The organism is Agrobacterium sp. 22-223-1 (assembly GCF_053522385.1).
The window spans coordinates 1141286-1162469 of sequence record NZ_JBNWCN010000001.1; the positions used below are offsets into that span (position 1 = coordinate 1141286).

Consider the following 21184-nt stretch of genomic DNA (forward strand, 5'->3'; position numbering starts at 1 on the left):
AACAAAGGGCTGGCGGCAACGCCGGCCCTTTGCGTTTTTTACAACGAACGCGGCAAAGCCACAATTTTACCGCGAGTCGAACCGAATTCCGCACATAATCAGCCGAAATCCGATCCCAGTATAGGTCCCGCGTTCACTTGGGGGACGCAAGACTATCAGGGGTTTTAAACTTGGGACAGCGCCGGCCGAACTTCGCTTTCGGTTCCGGTGCGATCATATTTAGAAGGATTTCAGAATGGTACATGAAACGGGAAAAGATAATGCCCCGGCGAGCGGGCAGGTTCCTCCAGCCCATCCGCGCGGCAATTTCGCTGTCAGTCTGCGCTCGCCGGGCGCAAAGTTCCTGATGATCGGCTTCATATCGATGGTTCTGCTCGTGCCGCTCCTGCTGGTCTGGGGGCTGACGGAAGAGCGTGCCTCGCGAGCGGAAGAGGTTTCCGGACGGATCGCGAATGGCTGGGGCGGCGATCAGGTCGTGAACGGTCCCTATCTTGCCGTGCCCTTCGATGTGGAGCGCCGCCGCGAGGTGGACGGTCGCAGCATCGTCGACCGCGTCACCGAGTGGGTGCTGGTCATGCCGGAAACGCTTGATGTCACGGCCGACCTGAAGACGGAGGAGAAGCAACTGTCGATCTACAGCCTGCCGGTCTATAACGGCAACCTCTTGCTGAAAGGCCGCTTCGGTTCCGGTATCCTGCAGGACCTTGCGCGCTTCTCCGGCACGCCGCGACTGGACAACGCCATTCTCGTTCTCAGCATTCAGGATATTACCGGCATCCGGTCCAGCGCCGGCGTCAAAATCGATGGCGGCCCGGTTCTGCCCTTTGATCCCGGTATGCGGGATATCTCGGTCATGACCAACCGCGCCGGTCCGGAAGTATCGATCCGGTCCGATGCCGGTGTGCACAGGCCGATTGAGAAAAACCTCATCGAAACGGGCTTCGCCTTCGACATCGCCTTTTCCCTGAATGGCTCGGGCAGTTTCGCCGTTGCGCCGGCGGGCCAGACGACGAGTTTTGCAGCGAACGCCGATTGGCCGCATCCGGGTTTCGAAGGCCTGTTCCTGCCCGAGCAAAAGACTGTCACTGCCACGGATTTCAAGGCCAGCTGGACAATTCCCTATCTTGCAAGGGGCATAGACCGCGTGGTGGAGGGGACGCGCCTACCGCTGTCGAGCAGCCTGATGACGATCAATCTCGTCGAACCCGTCAAGTTCTACCAGATCATTGCGCGGACGCTGAAATATTCGATCGGTTTTATCTCGCTGGTTTTCCTCGCCGTCTTCATCGTCGAACTCAAGGGCGGCAATGTCGTGCACTGGATACAATACGTGCTGACGGGGCTGGCTCTGGTCATATTCTATGTTCTGCTGCTTGCACTCTCCGAGCATACGGGCTTTGCGATCGCCTATGCCGCGGCATCGATGTCGACGGCGGCGCTGATCGCCTCCTATCTCGGAAGCGCAACCAATAGTCGCAAGAGTGGCGTGGCGCTGTTTACGGTTTTGGCGGTCGCCTATGGCGTCATGTATCTGGTTCTAAATGAAGATGAATATGCGCTGCTGGCCGGTGCGGTGATTTCCTTCATTGCCATTGCAGCAACCATGTACGCCACCAGGCAGGTCGACTGGTCGGGCACCGCATCCTCACGCGCAGGCAATACCTCGGACAATATGGCATAGTTTCCGTTCGCTCCGAAGGGACCGTCCGGACGGCCAAAACGCCGGCTTTTCCTTATCCGGCTTGGTATCCGGGGTGAAGAGCGGGGAGCATGGGGCGAGGTGGGAAAGCATTGCTTTCCCACCTCTTATCCGTTCTTTTCTATTGCAGACATCTTGCTCGCGCAGGCCTGTTGCTTGCAAGTGTCGTAAGCTTCTTCCATTTGATCTGCGGGTTGTCACAAAAACTTAATCAAACTGACAAATCCGGTAGAGGACTTCTTAAGTCTTGTCGATCATTCATCGCCCTCATGAAATTTCACAAACGAGGGTTGAATGTTTTCGCTGGTCTCGACGTTCAAAATAGCGCATCGCGTGTCTATGCTGGCGCTGGCCGCGCTGTGCGGTATCGCCGTCATCGCGGGCATGCTGCTCTGGCAAAGACAGATGGAGGCGCGTTATCGCGTCGCTGAAGATGCATTGATCCAGAGGGACGGCGTGTTGATCACACTGGTGGATGCCCTGCATGAAAGCCGCCTGAACCAGAAGGATTTCCTGCTGTCGAAAGATATGAATTCCGTCGCGCAGTTCGACCAGACGATGGGGAAGGTCGAGCGGTCCGTCGCTTCCCTTGACGGCGGTGCCGCACCGCAGACGCGTGCGAAACTCGACGTGCTGGCGCAGGGTGTCGTTGCCTATGATGATCGCATGAAGGCGCTGGTCGCCAAAAACGCGGAGCTTGGCCTCACGCCTGCCGAAGGCCTTGAGCGCGCCATGCGCAACGGCGTGCATTCCATCGAAAAACTCATCGACGTCGTCGCCAATGCCGAAATCCGCGCCAGCATGCTGATGATGCGCCGGCACGAAAAGGATTTCATCCTGCGGCGGGATGAGGCCTATGTCGCAAAACACGCAGCCGAGGTAGAGACCTTCAAGGCGCTGGTGAAGCTGGAATATCGGCCGGGTGCGGAGCGTCAGCGCATCATGGATGCACTGGAAATATATACCGCCTCCTTCCGCTTTTATGCTCAGGCCGTGCTGGAGGAGGAGAAGGCGCGCGAAACCGTCGCCTCCGCCTATAATGCGCTGCTGCCCGTGGTCGCGGAGATTTCCACGATTTACCGGCAGGAGCGGGAAGCAAGCGCTCTCGAGAACAGCGCAGCGGCGGATAGAACGGTTTCGATTGTCGTCGCCCTTATCGCGCTCACCGTCGTGAGCCTTTTTGCCGGGGTCTATCGCATCGGACGTTCGATAACCCGCCCGGCGACCGCGATTACCGGAGCGATGCGCCGTCTGGCCGAGGGCGAAACGGAATTTGCCGTTCCCGGTCTGCACCGCCGGGACGAATTCGGCGCCATGGCCCACGCATTGGAAATCTTCCGGCAGGCGGCCATCGCAAAAATCGAACTGGAGACGCAGGCGCTTGCGGCCCGGCAGCAGGCCGAAGCCGAAAAGGCGCGGTTCCAGCGCGAGGCGGAAACCGAAGCGCAGGCAAGGCTGATGCAGGCGACGACCGGCCTTGCGGCCGCACTTCGCCGCCTTGCAGACGGTGATCTCTCCTTCGAACTGAACGAGCCTTTCGCCCCGGATTTCGAAGCCCTGCGTCACGATCTCAACCGGACGATCCGCCAGCTCGATGCCGCCATGTCCGGCGTCGTGCAGTCGAGCGTGGCCATCGATGGCGGCAGCCAGGAGATCAGCCAGAGTGCCGCCGATCTCGCCCGCCGCACCGAGCAGCAGGCCGCCTCGCTGGAGGAAACCGCCGCCGCGCTGGATGAATTGACGGCGAATATCCGCATTTCGGCGGAACGTGCGGTGGAAGCCCGCGCGGTCGCCCATTCGACCGACGAGGACGCCAGCCGTACGGCCGACCTCGTTGTCGATACGATCATGGCTATGGAGAAGATCGAGCAATCGTCAGGCCGGATCGGCAATATCATCGGCGTCATCGACGAGATTGCCTTCCAGACCAACCTTCTTGCGCTCAATGCCGGCGTGGAGGCGGCGCGCGCAGGCGAGGCGGGGCGCGGTTTTGCCGTCGTCGCGCAGGAGGTCAGGGAACTGGCGCAGCGCTCTGCGAAGGCCGCTGCCGAAATCAAGCTGCTTATCCATGCCTCCGGTACAGAGGTGAAGGACGGCGCGCGCTTCGTGCGGGAAACCGGCGCGGCCCTGTCGCGCATTGGCGGCTCGGTGAAGACGATCAACGACCATATCGAAGCCATCGCCGCCGCGACGAAAGAGCAGTCTCTGGGGCTCTCCGAGATCAACACCGCGGTCAACCATCTCGATCAGGGCACGCAGCAGAACGCCGCCATGGTCGAGGAAAACAATGCCGCCAGCGCCATGCTGGCGGGAGAGACGGCGCGTCTCAAGCAACTGGTCCATCAGTTCCGTCTGGGCGATGCAGAAATGCGGGAGTATGGCGGGCGCGAAGCGGCCTGAGGCATACGATCGCAGACATCGAAAGCGGGCGCGCAACTTGCGGCCCGCTTTTTTGCTGTTTATAGGTGAGTTACTCACCACGGACCCGGTGAAATTCCGGGTGGCTCTTCTGGCCGCCGATCCGCCAGACAACGCAAAGCACCGACATTTCATTTCAATCTACCGGACATGGCTCCGGCCGGTGCGTCATTCTTTGCGAAAAATCAGATGAATAGATTTCAGACTTACAGACGTGAGTGGTTTTCCAATATTCGCGGCGATCTCCTTTCCGGCATCGTCGTGGCACTCGCCCTCATTCCCGAAGCCATCGGCTTTTCCGTCATCGCCGGGGTCGATCCGAAGGTGGGATTGTTCGCCTCCTTTGCGATTGCCTGCGTCTCCGCCTTCACCGGTGGCAGACCGGGCATGATCTCGGCGGCAACCGCCGCCACCGCCGTCCTCATGGTCACGCTCGTCAAGGAACACGGGCTGCAATATCTCTTTGCCGCCACCATTCTCATGGGTGTGCTGCAAATTCTGGCGGGCCTTGTAAAACTCGGCCGGGTGATGCGCTTCGTCTCGCGTTCGGTCATGACCGGCTTCGTCAATGCGCTGGCGATCCTGATCTTCATGGCGCAATTGCCCGAGCTGATCGGCGTGCCGGTCGAAACCTACGTCATGATCGCGGCCGGTCTTGCGATCATCTATCTCTTCCCGCTGGTCACGAAGATCGTACCATCGCCGCTGGTCGCCATCATCGCTCTCACCTGTGTCGCCGTCTTCTCCGGCATGGATATCCGTACGGTCGGCGATCTCGGTGAGTTGCCCTCGACGCTGCCGATATTCGTCCTGCCGCAGGTGCCGCTGACCTTCGAGACGCTGCAGATCATCTTTCCCTATTCCGTGGCGCTTGCCGCCGTCGGTCTTTTGGAATCGCTGCTGACGGCGCAGATCGTCGACGATATGACGGATACGGGCAGCAACAAGAGCCGGGAATGCATCGGGCAGGGGACGAGCAACATCGCCTCCGCCCTCATCGGCGGCATGGGCGGCTGCGCCATGATCGGCCAGTCCGTCATCAATGTCAGTTCGGGTGGTCGGGGCCGCTTGTCCACCTTCGTGGCGGGTGCGTTTCTGCTGTTCCTCATACTGGTGCTGGATGATCTCGTGCGCATCATTCCCATGGCCGCGCTGGTGGCGGTGATGATCATGGTCTCCATCGGCACATTCTCGTGGCGCTCCATCCTCGATCTGCGCCGCAACCCGCCATCCTCCAGCATCGTCATGCTGGTGACGGTCGGCACGGTGCTTGCGACCCATGATCTCGCAAAGGGCGTGTTGGCCGGCGTCCTTCTCTCCGGCGTGTTTTTCGCGGGCAAGGTCTCAAAGCTTTTCCATGTCCGGCCGGAGCTTTCGGCCGATGGCCGGGAGCGGATCTATCGCGTCGATGGCCAGATTTTCTTCGCCTCGACGGAAAGCTTCATCGCCGCCTTCGATTTCGCCGAGGAGGTTGAGGCGGTGACAATCGATGTCACGCAGGCGCATCTGTGGGACATTTCCGCGGTCGGTGCACTGGACAAGGTGGTGCTGAAATTCCGCAAGGCCGGCAGGCGGGTCGAGGTGATCGGCGTCAACGAGGCGAGCGCCCACATGATCGACCGCTTCGCCCTGCACGATAAACAGGATGGTGCTGTCGCGCCGCTGCACTGAGTGCAAAAGAAAAGCCCCGGCATGACCGGGGCTTTTTTAGTTTTATTCGTTTGCCGTCACCGTGACGCCGAGCATTTTCGGCAGGGTGTTCGGCGCACCCATGGCAGCGCCCATGATCATCGGGAACGGAACCGGCTTTTCCGGCTCCGCCGTGATCGAGAAGTTCTTCGGATTGTCGACATAGGCGTTGACGGCCGCCGACACCATGTTCTGCAGTTCTGGCACATTGAGCGAGGCCATCATGATCGGGGCCATGCCCTTGATGGTCTGGGCAAGCTGATCGCCCGTCATGCCCTGCTGGCTTGCGGCATAGTCGATGGCGCGCTTGGTGATGCTGGCGTCTTCGAAGCTGATTTCAGCGTTGATGAAGGAGAGCTGCTGCATCAGGCCGAGCATGGCGAGGCTTGCCGCCTGGTCCGCCTGTTCCTTGTTCGGATTGGCGGCCTGCGCCTTCACCGTCTCCTGCATCGACTTGATGAAGGCGAGCGTGTAGCCGGAGAAACCGAACGACATGTTCAGGCGGCCGACATCATCGAGGTCGATGGCGTATTCTTCAACATCGATAGTACCGGAGGCCACTTCCCAGCTGCCGCTCATGGTCATGTCGCCGGAGAGCGCCTGCAGCTTCAGCTTTTCGATCGCGTCCTTGGTCGCAGGATCGGTCACTTCGCTGAGATCGGCCTTGAAGCCGGATGCGTCGAGTTCGAAGCCGATAGAGTTCTTGTCATCGCTGACCGACATCGTCGCGCTGGTTTCCTCAAGCGAGAAAGCCGGCTTGCCGTCGATGGAAACGGAAACCGGACCGCTATGCGCTTCGTCGTAGAACATCAGCGCATCGACGGTGCCGGTGGTGGAGTCTGCGGGAATGACGAGACCGGACATGTAAATGTCGCTTGCCTTGATCTCTACATTTTCCTGCTTGTAGTCGATATTGTCGAAGCGGGCGTTCTTGATCTTGTAGCCGCCGTTGTTTTCCTCGACGCCTTCGAGCGTCACATTGCCGACCGGGATCTTCTTGGCCGGATCGGCGACCGCGTTGAAGGTCACGCTGTTCAGGGTCACCGTCGAGCCGTTGACGGCGACGGAACCGGCGGCGATTTCGCCGCCCTGCGCGGCATAGGCCGCATTGATCTTCTTCAGCACATCCCCGCCATCCAGCGCGAAAGCCGGCGCCGAAAGCGTAAGAAGCGCGGCGCTCGCGAAAAGAACCTGCCGGGTGGATTTCAGTCTCATGATGTTTCTTCCCTCAACGTACGGCTGTGTACCGTGTTCGAATTCGAATGCTGATACTTATATTCGCGATTATTCAAAGGTCTATAGGATTTAGATCGATTCCCATGACGGCGGCATTGCGGCATTTGCAACGCGGTTAACAAAAAATCGCATGAAAGGGTTGCGTTCATCCACAGGCGCGACCCCCGAATTTCTTGCCGGGAATCGGCATTTCCGCTAGTCAAGCACCATGGGAAAAAATCTTGTACCTCCGTCCGGCGGAGACGATAACATTCATCCGGTCGATTTGAAGGCGGCGCTTGAAGAGCGCTACCTCGCTTACGCCTTGTCCACGATCATGCATCGTGCGCTGCCGGATGTGCGCGACGGCCTGAAGCCGGTTCACCGCCGCATCATTCACGCCATGAGTGAAATGGGCATTCGCCCCAACTCGGCCTTCAAGAAATGCGCCCGTATCGTCGGTGACGTGATCGGTAAATTCCACCCGCATGGCGACCAGTCTGTCTATGATGCGCTGGTGCGTCTCGCGCAGGATTTCTCGCAGCGTTATCCGATCGTCGACGGGCAGGGCAATTTCGGCAATATCGATGGCGACGGCGCCGCCGCCTATCGTTACACCGAAGCGCGCATGACCGAGGTTGCGGCACTGCTGCTCGAGGGCATCGGCGAGGATGCGGTGGATTTCCGTGCCACCTATAACGAGGAAGACGAGGAACCCGTCGTCCTGCCGGGCGCTTTCCCCAATCTGCTCGCCAACGGCGCCTCCGGCATCGCGGTGGGCATGGCGACCTCGATCCCGCCGCACAACGCGCATGAACTTTGCGACGCGGCGCTTTACCTCATCAAGCATCCCGATGCGACGGTGGAAAAGCTGGTGGAATTCATTCCCGGCCCCGACCTGCCGACCGGCGGCGTGATTGTCGAAAGCCGTGAGAATATTCTCGATGCCTATAAGACCGGTCGTGGCGGTTTCCGCGTGCGTGCCAAATGGGAGACGGAAGATCTCGGCCGTGGCGGTTACCAGATCGTCATCACCGAAATTCCCTTCCAGGTGCAGAAATCGCGCCTGATCGAGAAGATCGCCGAGCTGCTGATTGCCCGCAAGCTGCCGCTTCTCGAGGATATTCGCGACGAATCGGCCGAAGATGTGCGCATCGTGCTGGTGCCGAAGAGCCGCACCGTCGATGCGACGCTGCTGATGGAATCGCTGTTCCGCCTGTCCGACCTCGAAAGCCGCCTGCCGCTCAACATGAACGTGCTGTCGCTCGGCAAGGTGCCGAAGGTGATGGCGCTGAACGAGGTGCTGAGCGAGTGGCTGGCGCACCGCAAGGACGTGCTGGTCCGCCGTTCCCGCCATCGTCTGGCGGCCATCGACCGCAGGCTGGAAATTCTGGGCGGCCTGCTCGTCGCCTATCTCAATCTCGATGAGGTCATCCGCATCATCCGCGAGGAGGATGAGCCGAAACAGGTGATGATGGCCAAGTGGTCGCTCACCGACAATCAGGCCGAAGCCATCCTCAACATGCGGCTGCGCAACCTGCGCAAGCTCGAGGAATTCGAAATCCGCAAGGAGTTCGACGACCTCAGCAACGAAAAGGCCGAGATCGAGGCGCTGCTCGCTTCCGATGACAAGCAATGGCAGACCGTCGCCTGGGAAATCGGCGAGGTCAAAAAGAAATATGCCAAGGCAACCGAGATCGGTCGCCGCCGCACGCAGTTCGCCGATGCGCCGGATGCCGATATCGAGGCCATCCAGCAGGCGATGATCGAAAAGGAACCGGTCACCATCGTCATCTCGCAGAAGGGCTGGATCCGGGCGCTGAAGGGGCATATGTCCGACACCTCGTCGCTCACTTTCAAGGAAGGCGATGGCCCGAAGCTGGCCTTCCCGGCGCAGACGACCGACAAGCTGCTGTTGCTGACGACAGGCGGCAAGGCCTATACGCTCGGCGCTGACAAGCTGCCGGGCGGTCGCGGCCATGGCGAGCCGATCCGCATCATGGTCGATATGGAGAACGATCAGGACATCCTGACCGCCTTCGTGCATGATCCGTCGCGCAAGCTGCTGCTCGTCTCCACGGCCGGCAACGGTTTCATCGTACCCGAGAGCGAAATGGTCGCGAATACCCGCAAGGGCAAGCAGATCATGAACGTCTCGATGCCGGATGAAGCCAAGCTTGCCGTGCCGGTCACGGGCGACCATGTCGCCGTCGTCGGCGAAAACCGCAAGCTCCTGGCCTTCCCGCTGGCGCAGGTGCCGGAAATGTCGCGCGGCAAGGGCGTGCGCCTGCAGCGCTACAAGGATGGCGGCGTTGTCGACGTTAAATGTTTCGCGCTTGCCGAAGGCTTGTCATGGTCCGACACGGCCGGGCGTCTCTTCAACAAGGTGGGCGAAGAACTGCGCGAATGGCTGGCCGACCGCGCAACAGCGGGCCGCACCGTGCCGAAGGGCTTTCCGCGTAGCGGGAAGTTTGGTGGGTAATATGTGAATGACGTTCCCGGCGGCAAAGCCGGGATGTCTTTCCTGCCTTACTTACAAGAGCTCGGCATTCGCTGAGGCGTTGACGACAGCTCATTTTTCTTCCGGCGTATAAACTTCCCACCCGCGCGGCGTCAGATGCTCCTGCGGATGGTAGCGGGTCTTGTAGCCCATCTTCTCCGAACCATCGACCCAGTAGCCGAGATAGACATGCGGCAGGCCAAGGGCGCGGGTGCGGGTGATGTGATCGATGATCATGAAGGTGCCGAGCGAGCGCTTTTCAAGATCGGGATTGAAGAAGGAATAGACCATCGACAGGCCGTCGCTCATCACATCGCTGAGCGCCACGGCCAGCAGTTCGCCGCGCTTGCTGGAATCGATGCCGGAGCCGGGTTCGCGTACGCGGTATTCGATGATGCGGGTGTTCACATGCGTGTCTTCCACCATGATCGCATAGTCCAGCGCCGACATGTCGGACATGCCGCCCGACTGGTGGCGGTGGTCGAGATAGCGACGAAACAGGGCGAATTGTTCGGTGGAGGGCTCGGCGGCGTGAACGGTGGCGACGACATCCCTGTTGGCGGCAAGAACGCGCCGCATCGATTTCGTCGGCTGGAACTGCTCGGTCAGGATGCGCACGGAGACGCAGGCGCGGCAGTTTTCGCAGGCCGGGCGATAGGCGATGTTCTGCGAGCGCCTGAAACCGCCCTGAGTCAGCAGATCGTTCATTTCCGAAGCGCGCGGGCCGACCAGATGGGTGAAGACCTTCCGCTCCATCTGGTTCGGCAGATAGGGGCAGGTGGCCGGCGCCGTAAGATAGAATTGGGGAGAGGGCGTCGCCTGCGTGTTCATCGAACCGTGATCGCCTCCTGCGTCTGTTATGAAAGCGCGCCGCGATTTCACGGGGTTGGCGGCGGCGCTTCAAGCGACATGCATAATGTCACAGAATGGCAAAATGCCGGAAAACGTCAACTGCGAGATGCGGCATTTGCGGGGGTTGAAAGCTACGTTTGCGTAGCTTTCCGCAATATCAGCGCGTTCTGACGATGACGGTGCCGAGCAGGAAGTCGTGAACGAGGCGCGAGCGCTCGGTAAACAGGCCTGCAAGCAGGATCAGCGGCGTCAAAACCGAGTTGATGACCCAGAAAAGCACGATGTGAACGGTCGACAGCAGGAAATCGATTCGCCGTCCGTCCATCCGCGCCATGGCGATCCCCATCGCCCGCATGCCGGGGGTGGCCTGCGAGGGGCCGCCGAGCGTCATGCCGAAATAAAGTACCGCAACGATGACGAACAGCGCCGGATAGAGGAACCAGCCAAGGCCAAGGGTAATCACGCCAAGAAAGAAGACGATGACCGCCGCCGGAATGCACAGCAGGAGAACGATCGCATAATCGATCAGGAATGCGAAAATCCGCCGGCTCAGGACGCCGCTATAGGCGCGCCAGTCATCCGGTGCGGCATAAGTGGGGTTCTGGTCGAGGCTCATCGGTCGTTTTCTCCTGAGAGGACATGACAGCGCGGCATGAGTGCCGTGTCAGCAGACAATATGGGAAGAAAACGACCGAATACAATAAGTGCGGGTCTCAGCCCTTTGCCAGTTTGCGTGCGGCCTCGATGGCGAAATAGGTCAGAACGCCATCGCAACCCGCGCGCTTGAAACAGAGAAGCGTTTCCATCATCACCCGCTCGCCGTCGATCCAGCCATTCATGGCGGCTGCCTTGATCTGGGTATATTCGCCGGACACCTGATAGGCGAAGGTCGGCAGGCCGAAATTTTCCTTCAGCCGCCAGCAGATGTCGAGATAGGGCAGGCCGGGCTTGACCATCAGCATATCCGCGCCTTCTTCCACATCGAGCGCCGCATCGCGGATCGCCTCCATGCCGTTGGCAGGGCTGATGTAATAGCTGTTCTTGTCGCCCTTCAACAGGCCGGCCGTGGAGATGGCCTCGCGATAGGGACCGTAATAACCGGAAGCGAATTTCGTCGCATAGGACATGATGCCGACATTCTGGTGTCCGGCGGCATCGAGGCCGCGACGGATGGCGCCGATCCGGCCATCCATCATCTCCGATGGAGAAATAATGTCCGATCCGGCTTCCGCCTGAAGGATCGCCGCCTTGATAATCTGTTCCACGGTCTCGTCATTGACGATCTCGTCGCCGCGCAGAATGCCGTCATGACCGTGGCTGGTGAAGGGATCGAGCGCGACATCGGTGATCATGCCGATATTGGGAACGGCTTTCTTGACGGCGATGGTTGCCTGATTGATGAGGTTATTCGCCTCGAGCGCGTTGGAACCGGTCTCGTCGCGCAGCTCCATTTCGATGTTCGGGAAGGTCGCGATTGCCGGAATGCCGAGATCGGCTGCTTCTTTCGCGGCTTCGACCAGCTTGTCGACGCTCATGCGGTTGACGCCCGGCATCGCCGGAATGGGATCGAGAATATTGCTGCCCGGCACGATGAAGACCGGCCAGATGAGATCGTCGACGGTGAGGCGGCTTTCCTGCACCAGACGGCGCGTCCAATCCGCTTTGCGATTGCGCCGCATGCGACGATGGCCGGTGATCTCGTCGACCAGATGCGTTTTGTCCTGCATGTAAGAATGTCCTTCGATCAAATTTGAAAGCTGCATAGCATGAAGCTTGGCCCATGCGAATGCGACAATCTTCCCTCATCGGCGTCCTGCGATGACGATGATGCTTTGACAAGGCAGGCGGCGGGATTCAATATGGGCTGGTCGCCCGTTCGTCGAGACCGTATCTTCCGGCCATGGAACCTGATTCTCAACCTCTGCCGAAACGCCCGCTTACGGAAATCCTCTTTCTGGTCTTCATGAGGCTGGTCGCGGTTTCCTGTTTCTGGTTCGGCCTGCAATATTGGGCGATGCTGACGGGCTATTCGCTTGGGGGCCATGGGCGGTTCGATATGCTGAACCTGCCCTGGCGCGTGGCCGGCAGCGCGCTGGCGGTTATTTTTCCTGTCGCGGCACTCGGTCTGTGGCTCGGGGCCTCTTGGGGCGCGGTCATGTGGGTCATGGGCGCGGGCGCGCAGATCGCCATGTATAAGGTGTGGCCGCATATCTTCGGCGCCAACACGCTCGTACCCGTCATGCACGGCCTTGTGGCAACCATTTATATACTATTCCTGGTCGCTTTCTGGCTGGATCAGCGCCAGAATGAAGAACGCGCAAGAATTGATTTACCATAAGAATAAAGCAATTCGGCCTGATTTTGGGCCGTATTTCATGGCTAAGTCATTGATTTATAATAGATGACTTTGGACCGTTCCCGCTTCGCCACAAGTTGGGCCCTCCGGGGAAAATGCAGGTAACCATTTGTTAATCGTAGCTTTTAAGTAGAATTTTATGCGCATTGATTAGGTTCTCACTCAAGGCGGGAGACAAACAAACACACCGCCAAACAAAACAGTGAGGCAGTCATGATCAATAGCAAAGTTAAGCCCCAGGCCGTTGTTGCCGATGCACATGAAGATACCATCCGCTCGCTCTACATGGAGTCGCTGCACCTGGTGGAACGTCTCCACCGCCGCCTCCTCGATGTCATCAAGGATGAGTTCGACCGTCAGGGTCGCGATGACGTCAACGCCGTTCAGGCCCTGCTGCTGTTCAACATCGGCAATTCCGAACTGACGGCCGGCGAGCTTCGTTCCCGCGGTTATTACCTCGGCTCGAACGTCTCCTACAACGTCAAGAAGCTGGTCGATCTCGGCCTCATCAACCACCAGCGCTCGCGTGTCGACCGCCGTTCGGTCCGCATCAGCCTGACCGAAAAGGGCCAGGAAATCGCCGAAACGGTTGCCCGCCTTTATGAACGCCACGTCGGTTCGATCGAAAAGGTCGGCGGCATCGGCACCGGCGAGTTCTCCGAAATGAACAAGCTGCTGCAGCGCCTCGATCGCTTCTGGAACGACTCGATCGCTTACCGTCTCTAGTATCTTAGCGGATTGTTTCCGCTGCGATATTAGAGTTGACTGAATGGCACGCAGATGCGCAACGGGGCACTAGAATGCATTTCGTTGCGCCTGTTTGCGTTGCAGGTACGTGCCTGAAAGATCAATTGACCGCCAGTTTCTTTGCGTACCGTGGTATCCACTCCACGATGCGCCCTATATAGCGGACCTTGTTCCGTTTAGATCTATCCTCTCTCTGTATGTCTAGCGTAATCGCGTTGACCAAATTGCGATCATGAAGCGTGAGGTCGATAAATTCGCCATTCTCGTATGTTCCGAACGGTTGCTTTTCCTCAGCCTAGTAGCTGCTGCCTGACTGCTAGTCTTACTCACACTCGAATCAAGCCGCAGCTTTTACCGGTTGGCAACCGGAAGCTGTTAAGTACCGCGCAGCATTGGGACCACGGTGGCATTCATGAGAGCATTTTTAAGCGCGATTTTGAGGGTTTTTGAAGCCTTCATTCACCATAAAACAGTGAAAACGATAGTAGGGTTCATCGGTGCCGTCTTGACCCTGTATATTGCTTACCGAGCACTGCCTTCTGACGCCCCACAACCTCCGGCAAATCCGCCAGCAGCTACCGCTCATGAGAAGTCGGGGTCCGTAACAACACCGCAAGCCTCTGCCGTCACGGCGCCACTTTCCACTCCTGTGGCTCAGACCCCTGAATTAAAGCCAGAAGAATGGATTCCTCTTTCGCGTGAGGGCCGAATTAACATAAGAGGGATCGGATTCTGGTACACGACATACGCGAAGGTTCATAGCAGGCCCGCCTCCGCAACAGTTCAGGTGGATGGCAAGGATGTAATCGTACAGGAAGGACGTTCCGCGAATATCATTGGGAGCAATGGTCGGAGCTGCGTCCTCAAAGGGAGGGGCATCACGAAGGAAGATTTAGAATTCAATCTGACTTGCTACGACTGATGATTTTGACGGCGTACCCTCGAATCTCGGCAACAACCTCTGATATGAAGTGAACAGTTGGACGGGGTAAGGCATGCTGAGGAATTTCATCTATAGAATGGCAATCAAGATTGCTCTACGGCATCCTTTGCCGCGCATGATTCCGACATCGCCTCCAGCTTCCCGTGCTAACAACTATTTTGCAGTCGAGCTTTTCTATGACGAAACAGATAGAAGGCATGCTTTGGTTGAGGCTGACTTGGGTCACGCTTACAAAGGCATATTTTTCAACGAGGCGTTCGGCGGTGGACATCACTGCAGCATTCTCAAGCCGCAAGTGAGCCGCCTACGGTTTAAAGTCCGGCATTATTACCATGGATATGAAATTTCCACGCACTCGGCCCTTCTATTCATTCTGCAGCAATCCGTCAGGTATCCATTCTGGGCGGTAACGAAGGACAAGGCTCGTCAATATCTATTCAACCGAAAGACCCTGGTTCGCTATGATCGGATTGAACTTCTCAGGGTTTTCGTTCAGAAGACGACCGACAACCGCAATTACGCGGTCGATACAATTTCTCTGCTTCAAGACCTCTACAGCTACAGGGGGTTCGGACATCCTCAGCGGCAGTCAGTCACAAATCACTATCGCTTAATCCTCAAATCTTTCTCTGAAACGGGTGATTTAGCCTTCACCAACGGGAAATATTCCCTAACCGGACAAGGTGTTGCAACGCTCGCCCAATATGAGCTTGAGGAACGCAGATTCAAAGAGAGTATCGGCCAGCAGAAGCTTGTCGGCAAATTGACTTTGGTCGTGATTTTTGTCGGAATACTTCAAGCACTGGCAACCTATTTTGCAGCCTAGCGCAGTATTCATGATTTAGTTTGATTTTCCTGTGCGTGTTTAAACAGCATCGAGATTGGCAATCGCTTTCCCTCAAAGCCATCCACCCACCATGTAACAGCCAGCTCAACGATCATCAGGACGACTCGATTCATGCCGTCTGTAATTTCTGCGGCGGTTTCACGGTTAAGGTCGAGGGCATCGGTTTTTCCCCGGCTTATGGATTCGCGTTGAAACTGTTTCATCTTTTGCGTGCCGAGGCGGACTTGCTAGACCGCCTTTGCCCTATTTCTCAGGCGAACAAAGCTTCGTGAGATGAGAGCCGTGACACGAATCGGCCATATTGATATGGGACCGGCAAGGGTGAAGGAGCCGGCTGTTTCTCCTGCTGTCGCGGCAAGTCCCGACCGTTCTGCCAGACAATGGCGCCCAATGGATGGGTGTCGAGTATTACCAGCCGGCAGACACGTTGTACGTGTTTGTTAATCATATTGATTTAGGCATTGTTGAGAATGCCGAAGAGAGTGGCTGGTAGGTAGAATGACAAAGAAATCCGTTTCCGATTCCGTATCGCGCCGCGCGCTTCTGCGTTCGGCCGTTTCCGTTGGTGCCGCCGCGCTTGCCGCGCCGGCCTTTGCGCAGAACGCGCTCAACGATCTCATGGGCTCTTCGCGCCGCGGCAACTGGGATGACCAGTTCGACGCCAATACGTCGCGTTCGGCCGTGGGCGTGGTTTCCAACAATCCGGTTCTCGGACGCGAAGCGCCGGTCTACATGCAGCAGGCGATCATGCAATATCAGCAGATCGTGCAGAATGGCGGCTGGCCGGAAGTGCCCGCGTCCCAGCAGCGTCTCCAGATCGGCGTCTCGGATCCTTCCGTACAGGCGCTGCGCCAGCGACTGATGGTGTCCGGCGACCTGCCGCGTGAAGCCGGCATTTCCAGCGCCTTCGATAGTTACGTCGATGGCGCGCTGAAGCGTTTCCAGGCCCGTCATGGCCTTCCGGCCGATGGCGTCAGCGGCGAATACACCACGAAGGCGCTCAATGTTTCCGCGCAAATCCGTCTGGCGCAGCTGCAGACCAACCTCGTTCGCATCCAGTCCATGTCCGGCGATCTCGGTCAGCGTCACCTGATGGTGAATATCCCGGCCGCCGCCATCGAAGCCGTTGAAAATGAACGCGTCGTGCTGCGCAACACGGCCGTCGTCGGCCGCGCCAGCCGCCCGACCCATGTGATCAATTCCAAGATTTACGAGGTCATCCTCAACCCTTACTGGACCGCGCCGCGCTCGATCGTCGAAAAGGACATCGTGCCGCTGATGCAGAAGGACCCGACCTATCTGGAGCGGAACAACATCCGCCTCATCGACGGCAAGGGGCAGGAAGTTTCGCCAACCGCGGTCGACTGGTTTGCGCCCAAGGCGCCGAACCTGATGTTCCGTCAGGACCCCGGCAAGATCAACGCCATGTCGTCCACGAAGATCAACTTCCACAATCCGAACAATGAATATATGCACGACACGCCGCAGCAGGGCCTGTTCAACAAGCTGATGCGTTTCGAATCCTCCGGCTGCGTGCGCGTGCAGAACGTGCGCGACCTGACGAGCTGGCTGCTGCGCGACACGCCCGGCTGGTCGCGTCAGGAAATGGAGCGCGTCATCGCCACCCGCGTCAACACGCCGATCAAGCTGGCGCAGGAAATCCCGGTCTATTTCGTCTACATCACCGCCTGGTCGGCGAAGGACGGCGTGGTGCAGTTCCGCGATGATATCTATGAAAAGGACGGCAACGCCGAACTGGCGCTCAACACCACGAGCGGCATGGAACAGCCCGCCGGCCCGGTGGATGACGATCTGTTGCCGCGCAACTGATCCGGCATCGCCGCCATTTCATTCCATCACCATGAGCCGCACCTTCGGGTGCGGCTTTTTTCTTGGCGATTTTCTGAAAACATCTGTCGTTTTTTGTCGCAACGTCGCAGTTTGACGGGCAAATCTCGCTGCCCGTATTGCTCTTGTCGGGGCAGGGCGCTAAGACGCCATCGCATTACTGTTTCAGGAGCCTTCACCATGTCGAACACAGATGCTTTCTTCTCCCGTCCGCTTGCCGATGTCGATCCGGAAATTTTCGGCGCGATCGAGAAGGAACTGGGTCGCCAGCGCCACGAGATCGAACTGATCGCCTCGGAAAACATCGTTTCCCGCGCCGTGCTCGAAGCGCAGGGTTCGATCATGACCAACAAATATGCGGAAGGTTATCCGGGCAAGCGTTATTACGGCGGCTGCCAGTTCGTTGACATCGCTGAAGAACTCGCCATCGAACGCGCCAAGAAGCTGTTCGGCGTCAACTTCGCCAACGTCCAGCCGAACTCCGGTTCGCAGATGAACCAGGCCGTGTTCCTCGCGCTGTTGCAGCCGGGCGATACCTTCATGGGTCTCGATCTGAACTCGGGAGGCCACCTGACGCATGGTTCGCCGGTCAACATGTCCGGCAAGTGGTTCAATGTCGTCTCCTACGGCGTGCGTGAAGGCGACAACCTGCTCGACATGGACGAGGTGGAGCGCAAGGCCAAGGAACACAAGCCGAAGCTCATTCTCGCCGGCGGCACCGCCTATTCGCGTGTCTGGGACTGGAAGCGCTTCCGCGAGATCGCCGATGAAGTCGGCGCCTACCTGATGGTCGACATGGCGCACATCGCCGGCCTCGTCGCCGGTGGCCAGCATCCGTCGCCGTTCCCGCACTGCCATGTCGCCACCACCACCACGCACAAATCGCTGCGCGGCCCGCGCGGCGGCATGATCCTCACCAATGACGAGGATCTGGCCAAGAAGTTCAACTCGGCCGTCTTCCCCGGTCTGCAGGGCGGCCCGCTGATGCATGTCATCGCCGCCAAGGCCGTCGCCTTCGGTGAAGCGCTGAAGCCCGAGTTCAAGGACTATGCCGCTCAGGTCGTCAAGAACGCCAAGGCGCTGGCCGAAACGCTGGTCGAAGGCGGTCTGGATGTCGTCTCCGGCGGCACCGATAACCACCTGATGCTGGTCGATCTTCGCAAGAAGAACGCCACCGGCAAGCGCGCGGAAGCAGCGCTCGGCCGCGCTTACATCACCTGCAACAAGAACGGCATTCCTTTCGATCCGGAAAAGCCCTTCGTCACCTCCGGTGTCCGTCTCGGCACGCCAGCCGGCACGACGCGCGGTTTCAAGGAAGCGGAATTCCGCGAAATCGGCAAGCTGATCGTCGAGGTTCTCGATGGTCTGAAGGTTGCCAATTCGGATGAGGGCAACGCCGCCGTCGAAGCTGCGGTGCGTGAAAAGGTCGTCGGCCTGACGGACCGTTTCCCCATGTATCCGTACATGTAAGAGAAAGGACGAAGATGCGCTGCCCTTTTTGCGGTTCTGAAGACACGCAGGTCAAGGACTCGCGTCCGGCGGAGGACAATACCTCCATCCGCCGGCGGCGCATCTGCCCCGATTGCGGCGGCCGCTTCACGACCTATGAGCGCGTGCAACTGCGCGAGCTGATGGTCATCAAGAAAAGCGGCCGCAAGCTGCCCTTCGACCGGGAAAAGCTGGTGCGATCCTTCGAGATCGCCCTGCGCAAGCGCCCGGTCGATCGCGACCGGATAGAGCGTGCCGTCTCCGGCATCGTCCGCCGTCTGGAAAGTTCCGGCGAGACGGAAATCCCCTCGGAAGAAATCGGCCTTCAGGTTCTCGAAGCGCTGAAAAGCCTCGATGACGTGGCCTTCGTGCGTTACGCCTCGGTCTATCGCGATTTCAGCCATGCCGAGGATTTCGAGAACGTGATTGCCGAAATCAACGCCAAGATCGCCCGCGATACGGACGCCGGAGTCTAGCTGTGACCACCCGCGCCGATGACGAAAGATTCATGGCTCGGGCAATCGAGGTTTCGCTTCGCCATCAGGGCCAGACGCTCACCAATCCCTCCGTCGGCTGTGTGCTCGTCAAAGACGGGAAAATCATCGCCGAAGCCGTGACCGCCATCGGCGGCCGCCCGCATGCCGAACGGCAGGCGCTGGAAATCGCCGGCGAGGCGGCGCGCGGCGCGACCGCCTATGTGACGCTCGAACCCTGTTCCCACTGGGGCAAGACCCCGCCCTGCGCCAATGCCCTGGTGGAATACGGCGTCACCCGCGTCGTGGTGGCGGTGGATGATCCGGACGAGCGTGTTTCCGGCCGTGGTTATGCGATTTTACGGGATGCCGGCATTGTCGTGGAAACCGGCCTGTTGCGGGATGAAGGTAAGAGAGCGCTGGCCGGTTACCTCACGCGTCAGGTGAAAAAACGCCCGCATGTGATTCTGAAGCTTGCCATTTCCGCCGATGGCATGATTGGCAGCAAAGGCGAAGGGCAGGTGGCGATTACCGGTCCCGAGGCACGCCATGCCGTGCATGAACTTCGGGCGCGTTGCGATTGCATTCTTGTGGGGATTGGCACGGCGATTGCTGACGATCCGGAACTGACGGTGCGAATTGCCGGCATGGAGCAGCGTTCCCCGGTGCGGATCGTGCTGGACCGGCATTTTGAGTTGCCGCTGACATCGAAGCTGGTGAGGACTACGCGGGAGGTGCCGGTGGTCGTCGCGGCTATACCCCCCTCTGCCCTGCCGGGCATCTCCCCCTCAAGGGGGGAGATCGATGGAGCGCCGCTCCGCCCCGCATCGACGGCCAGAGAGGGTGCACCACAAGCGCAATTTGACCGAGCGGACAGCCCCTTGCCGATCTCCCCCCTTGAGGGGGAGATGCCCGGCAGGGCAGAGGGGGGTAGCCGCGACCGCCGCCGCCAACTTCTGGAAAACGCCGGCGTCCAGATCCTCGAAGCCTCAACGCTCGAAAACCTCCTCCACATTCTCGCCGAAAGCGGCATGTCGGAACTTCTGGTCGAAGGCGGCGCCTTTGCCGCAAAATCATTCCTTGAAGCCGGGCTGGTGGACCGTATCATGCTGTTCGAAAGCCCGGTCGTGATCGGTGAGGGCGGCATTGAAACGCCGCTCAACCGTGCCGATATTCCGGGCGACTATGCTCTGGTCAGCGAGACCGCCTATGGGCGGGATCGCTGCTTCGATTATGAAAGGCCGATTTGATGTTTACCGGAATTGTCACCGACGTCGGAACCGTTTCCGAGCTGGAAGCTCTGGCCGAAGGCGTGCGTCTGCGGGTGGCGACCAATTACGACCCCAAGACCATCGATATGGGCGCGTCCATCTCCCATGGCGGCGTCTGCCTGACGGTGACGAGATTGCCGGAAGACGGCAGCAATGAGCGCTGGTACGAGGTCGAGGCATGGGAAGAGGCGCTGCGCCTGACGACGATTGCCGGCTGGCAAAAGGGCACCCACGTCAATCTGGAGCGGGCGCTCAAGATCGGCGATGAGCTTGGCGGCCACATCGTTTCCGGGCATGTGGATGGCAGGGCGGAAATCCTTTCGGTGGAATCGGAAGGTGAGGCGGTGCGCATCCGCCTGCGCGCGCCGGAGCATCTGGCGAAATTCGTGGCGCCCAAGGGTTCCGTGGCGCTCGACGGCACGTCGCTCACCGTCAATGCCGTCGAAGGCACGGATTTCGACGTGCTGCTGATCCGCCACACGCTAACTGTCACCACCTGGGGCGAACGCCAGCCGGGCGATTTCGTCAATTTCGAAGTCGATACCATGGCGCGTTATGCCGCAAGGCTTGCGGAATTTCCCTCGGCGTAATGTGACGATGCTTTGGAGAGGATGACGCACCGACGCCTCCTCCGTCATTCCGGCCTTGAGCCGGAATCCAGCCAGCCCAAGTCTTTGGGCTGAAAGAACTTTTCCCGCCGCGCAGACGCGCGTCGACTGGATTCCGGCTCAAGGCCGGAATGACGGAAAGGGGAGTGGCCAACACCTGAAATCGCGGCATATTGCAATTGTTCTCAAGCACCCCGCTTCCGATGAAGCTGGAAACGCTATAAGACTTT

Annotated in this window: 17 protein-coding genes and 1 other annotated feature; of the genes, 12 read left to right on the forward strand and 5 right to left on the reverse strand. The window is 59.0% G+C overall.

Translation table 11 applies throughout. The annotated features are described in order from the left end of the window. The first annotated feature begins 235 nt into the window (after positions 1–235). The 3 genes from creD (at position 236) to ACQZ60_RS05665 (ending at position 5788) form a co-directional block, all read left to right on the forward strand. Positions 236–1681, forward strand: coding sequence for a cell envelope integrity protein CreD (gene creD / locus ACQZ60_RS05655; RefSeq protein WP_020808972.1), 1446 nt, complete (start codon positions 236–238; stop codon positions 1679–1681). A gap of 312 nt (positions 1682–1993) precedes the next feature. Then, positions 1994–4099 (forward strand): methyl-accepting chemotaxis protein, encoded by a 2106-nt coding sequence (locus tag ACQZ60_RS05660; RefSeq protein WP_448734894.1) that lies wholly within the window; start codon positions 1994–1996, stop codon positions 4097–4099. A 78-nt stretch (positions 4100–4177) separates the two neighbouring features. Next, positions 4178–4233 (forward strand) — a sequence feature (sul1 is cis-regulatory element that is thought to sense ions involved in sulfur or methionine metabolism; They are found in Alphaproteobacteria). Positions 4234–4306: 73 nt separating this feature from the next. Further along, a complete protein-coding gene (locus ACQZ60_RS05665) occupies positions 4307–5788 on the forward strand; it encodes a SulP family inorganic anion transporter (protein WP_448734895.1) in 1482 nt (493 codons plus the stop codon). Positions 5789–5830: 42 nt separating this feature from the next. Here the strand turns inward: ACQZ60_RS05665 and ACQZ60_RS05670 are convergent, their stop codons facing one another. Beyond that, positions 5831–7021: a hypothetical protein gene (locus tag ACQZ60_RS05670; RefSeq protein ID WP_003520791.1), complete on the reverse strand. Its 1191-nt coding sequence runs from the start codon at positions 7019–7021 to the stop codon at positions 5831–5833. Between the two features lie 229 nt (positions 7022–7250). Here ACQZ60_RS05670 and parC point away from each other — a divergent pair, with 229 nt between their 5' ends. After that, entirely contained in the window at positions 7251–9503 is a 2253-nt protein-coding gene (gene parC, locus ACQZ60_RS05675) for a DNA topoisomerase IV subunit A (RefSeq protein WP_059752521.1), read from the forward strand. Between the two features lie 90 nt (positions 9504–9593). On the opposite strand, the gene ACQZ60_RS05680 is transcribed toward parC, so the two are convergent. From ACQZ60_RS05680 to hemB, 3 genes are all read right to left on the reverse strand, one after another. After that, positions 9594–10352: an arginyltransferase gene (locus ACQZ60_RS05680; RefSeq protein WP_003520795.1), complete on the reverse strand. Its 759-nt coding sequence runs from the start codon at positions 10350–10352 to the stop codon at positions 9594–9596. Between the two features lie 178 nt (positions 10353–10530). Further along, positions 10531–10989: an RDD family protein gene (locus tag ACQZ60_RS05685; RefSeq protein ID WP_035260406.1), complete on the reverse strand. Its 459-nt coding sequence runs from the start codon at positions 10987–10989 to the stop codon at positions 10531–10533. 97 nt (positions 10990–11086) lie between these two features. Continuing rightward, complete coding sequence (hemB, locus tag ACQZ60_RS05690) at positions 11087–12100, reverse strand: porphobilinogen synthase (protein WP_035218909.1); 1014 nt, start codon at positions 12098–12100, stop codon at positions 11087–11089. A gap of 173 nt (positions 12101–12273) precedes the next feature. Here hemB and ACQZ60_RS05695 point away from each other — a divergent pair, with 173 nt between their 5' ends. The 3 genes from ACQZ60_RS05695 (at position 12274) to ACQZ60_RS05705 (ending at position 15245) form a co-directional block, all read left to right on the forward strand. After that, positions 12274–12711, forward strand: coding sequence for a DUF6163 family protein (locus ACQZ60_RS05695; protein WP_003496683.1), 438 nt, complete (start codon positions 12274–12276; stop codon positions 12709–12711). A 234-nt stretch (positions 12712–12945) separates the two neighbouring features. Beyond that, entirely contained in the window at positions 12946–13455 is a 510-nt protein-coding gene (ldtR, locus tag ACQZ60_RS05700) for a transcriptional regulator LdtR (RefSeq protein ID WP_026363448.1), read from the forward strand. Between the two features lie 1040 nt (positions 13456–14495). Next, a complete protein-coding gene (locus tag ACQZ60_RS05705; RefSeq protein ID WP_155246251.1) occupies positions 14496–15245 on the forward strand; it encodes a hypothetical protein in 750 nt (249 codons plus the stop codon). Between the two features lie 8 nt (positions 15246–15253). Here the strand turns inward: ACQZ60_RS05705 and ACQZ60_RS05710 are convergent, their stop codons facing one another. Then, on the reverse strand, positions 15254–15469 hold the full coding sequence (locus tag ACQZ60_RS05710; RefSeq protein WP_020809947.1) for a hypothetical protein: 216 nt from the start codon (positions 15467–15469) through the stop codon (positions 15254–15256). A gap of 295 nt (positions 15470–15764) precedes the next feature. Between ACQZ60_RS05710 and ACQZ60_RS05715 the strand changes: the two genes are divergently transcribed. The 5 genes from ACQZ60_RS05715 (at position 15765) to ACQZ60_RS05735 (ending at position 20936) form a co-directional block, all read left to right on the forward strand. Beyond that, positions 15765–17096, forward strand: coding sequence for a L,D-transpeptidase family protein (locus ACQZ60_RS05715; RefSeq protein WP_003520799.1), 1332 nt, complete (start codon positions 15765–15767; stop codon positions 17094–17096). A gap of 198 nt (positions 17097–17294) precedes the next feature. Continuing rightward, on the forward strand, positions 17295–18584 hold the full coding sequence (gene glyA, locus ACQZ60_RS05720) for a serine hydroxymethyltransferase (protein ID WP_020809946.1): 1290 nt from the start codon (positions 17295–17297) through the stop codon (positions 18582–18584). A gap of 14 nt (positions 18585–18598) precedes the next feature. Further along, complete coding sequence (nrdR, locus tag ACQZ60_RS05725) at positions 18599–19078, forward strand: transcriptional regulator NrdR (protein WP_003496675.1); 480 nt, start codon at positions 18599–18601, stop codon at positions 19076–19078. Positions 19079–19080: 2 nt separating this feature from the next. Further along, positions 19081–20325, forward strand: coding sequence for a bifunctional diaminohydroxyphosphoribosylaminopyrimidine deaminase/5-amino-6-(5-phosphoribosylamino)uracil reductase RibD (ribD, locus tag ACQZ60_RS05730; protein ID WP_020809945.1), 1245 nt, complete (start codon positions 19081–19083; stop codon positions 20323–20325). After that, positions 20325–20936 (forward strand): riboflavin synthase, encoded by a 612-nt coding sequence (locus ACQZ60_RS05735; protein WP_003520802.1) that lies wholly within the window; start codon positions 20325–20327, stop codon positions 20934–20936. Before ribD ends, ACQZ60_RS05735 begins: the two co-directional genes overlap by 1 nt. The last annotated feature ends 248 nt before the right edge of the window (positions 20937–21184 follow it).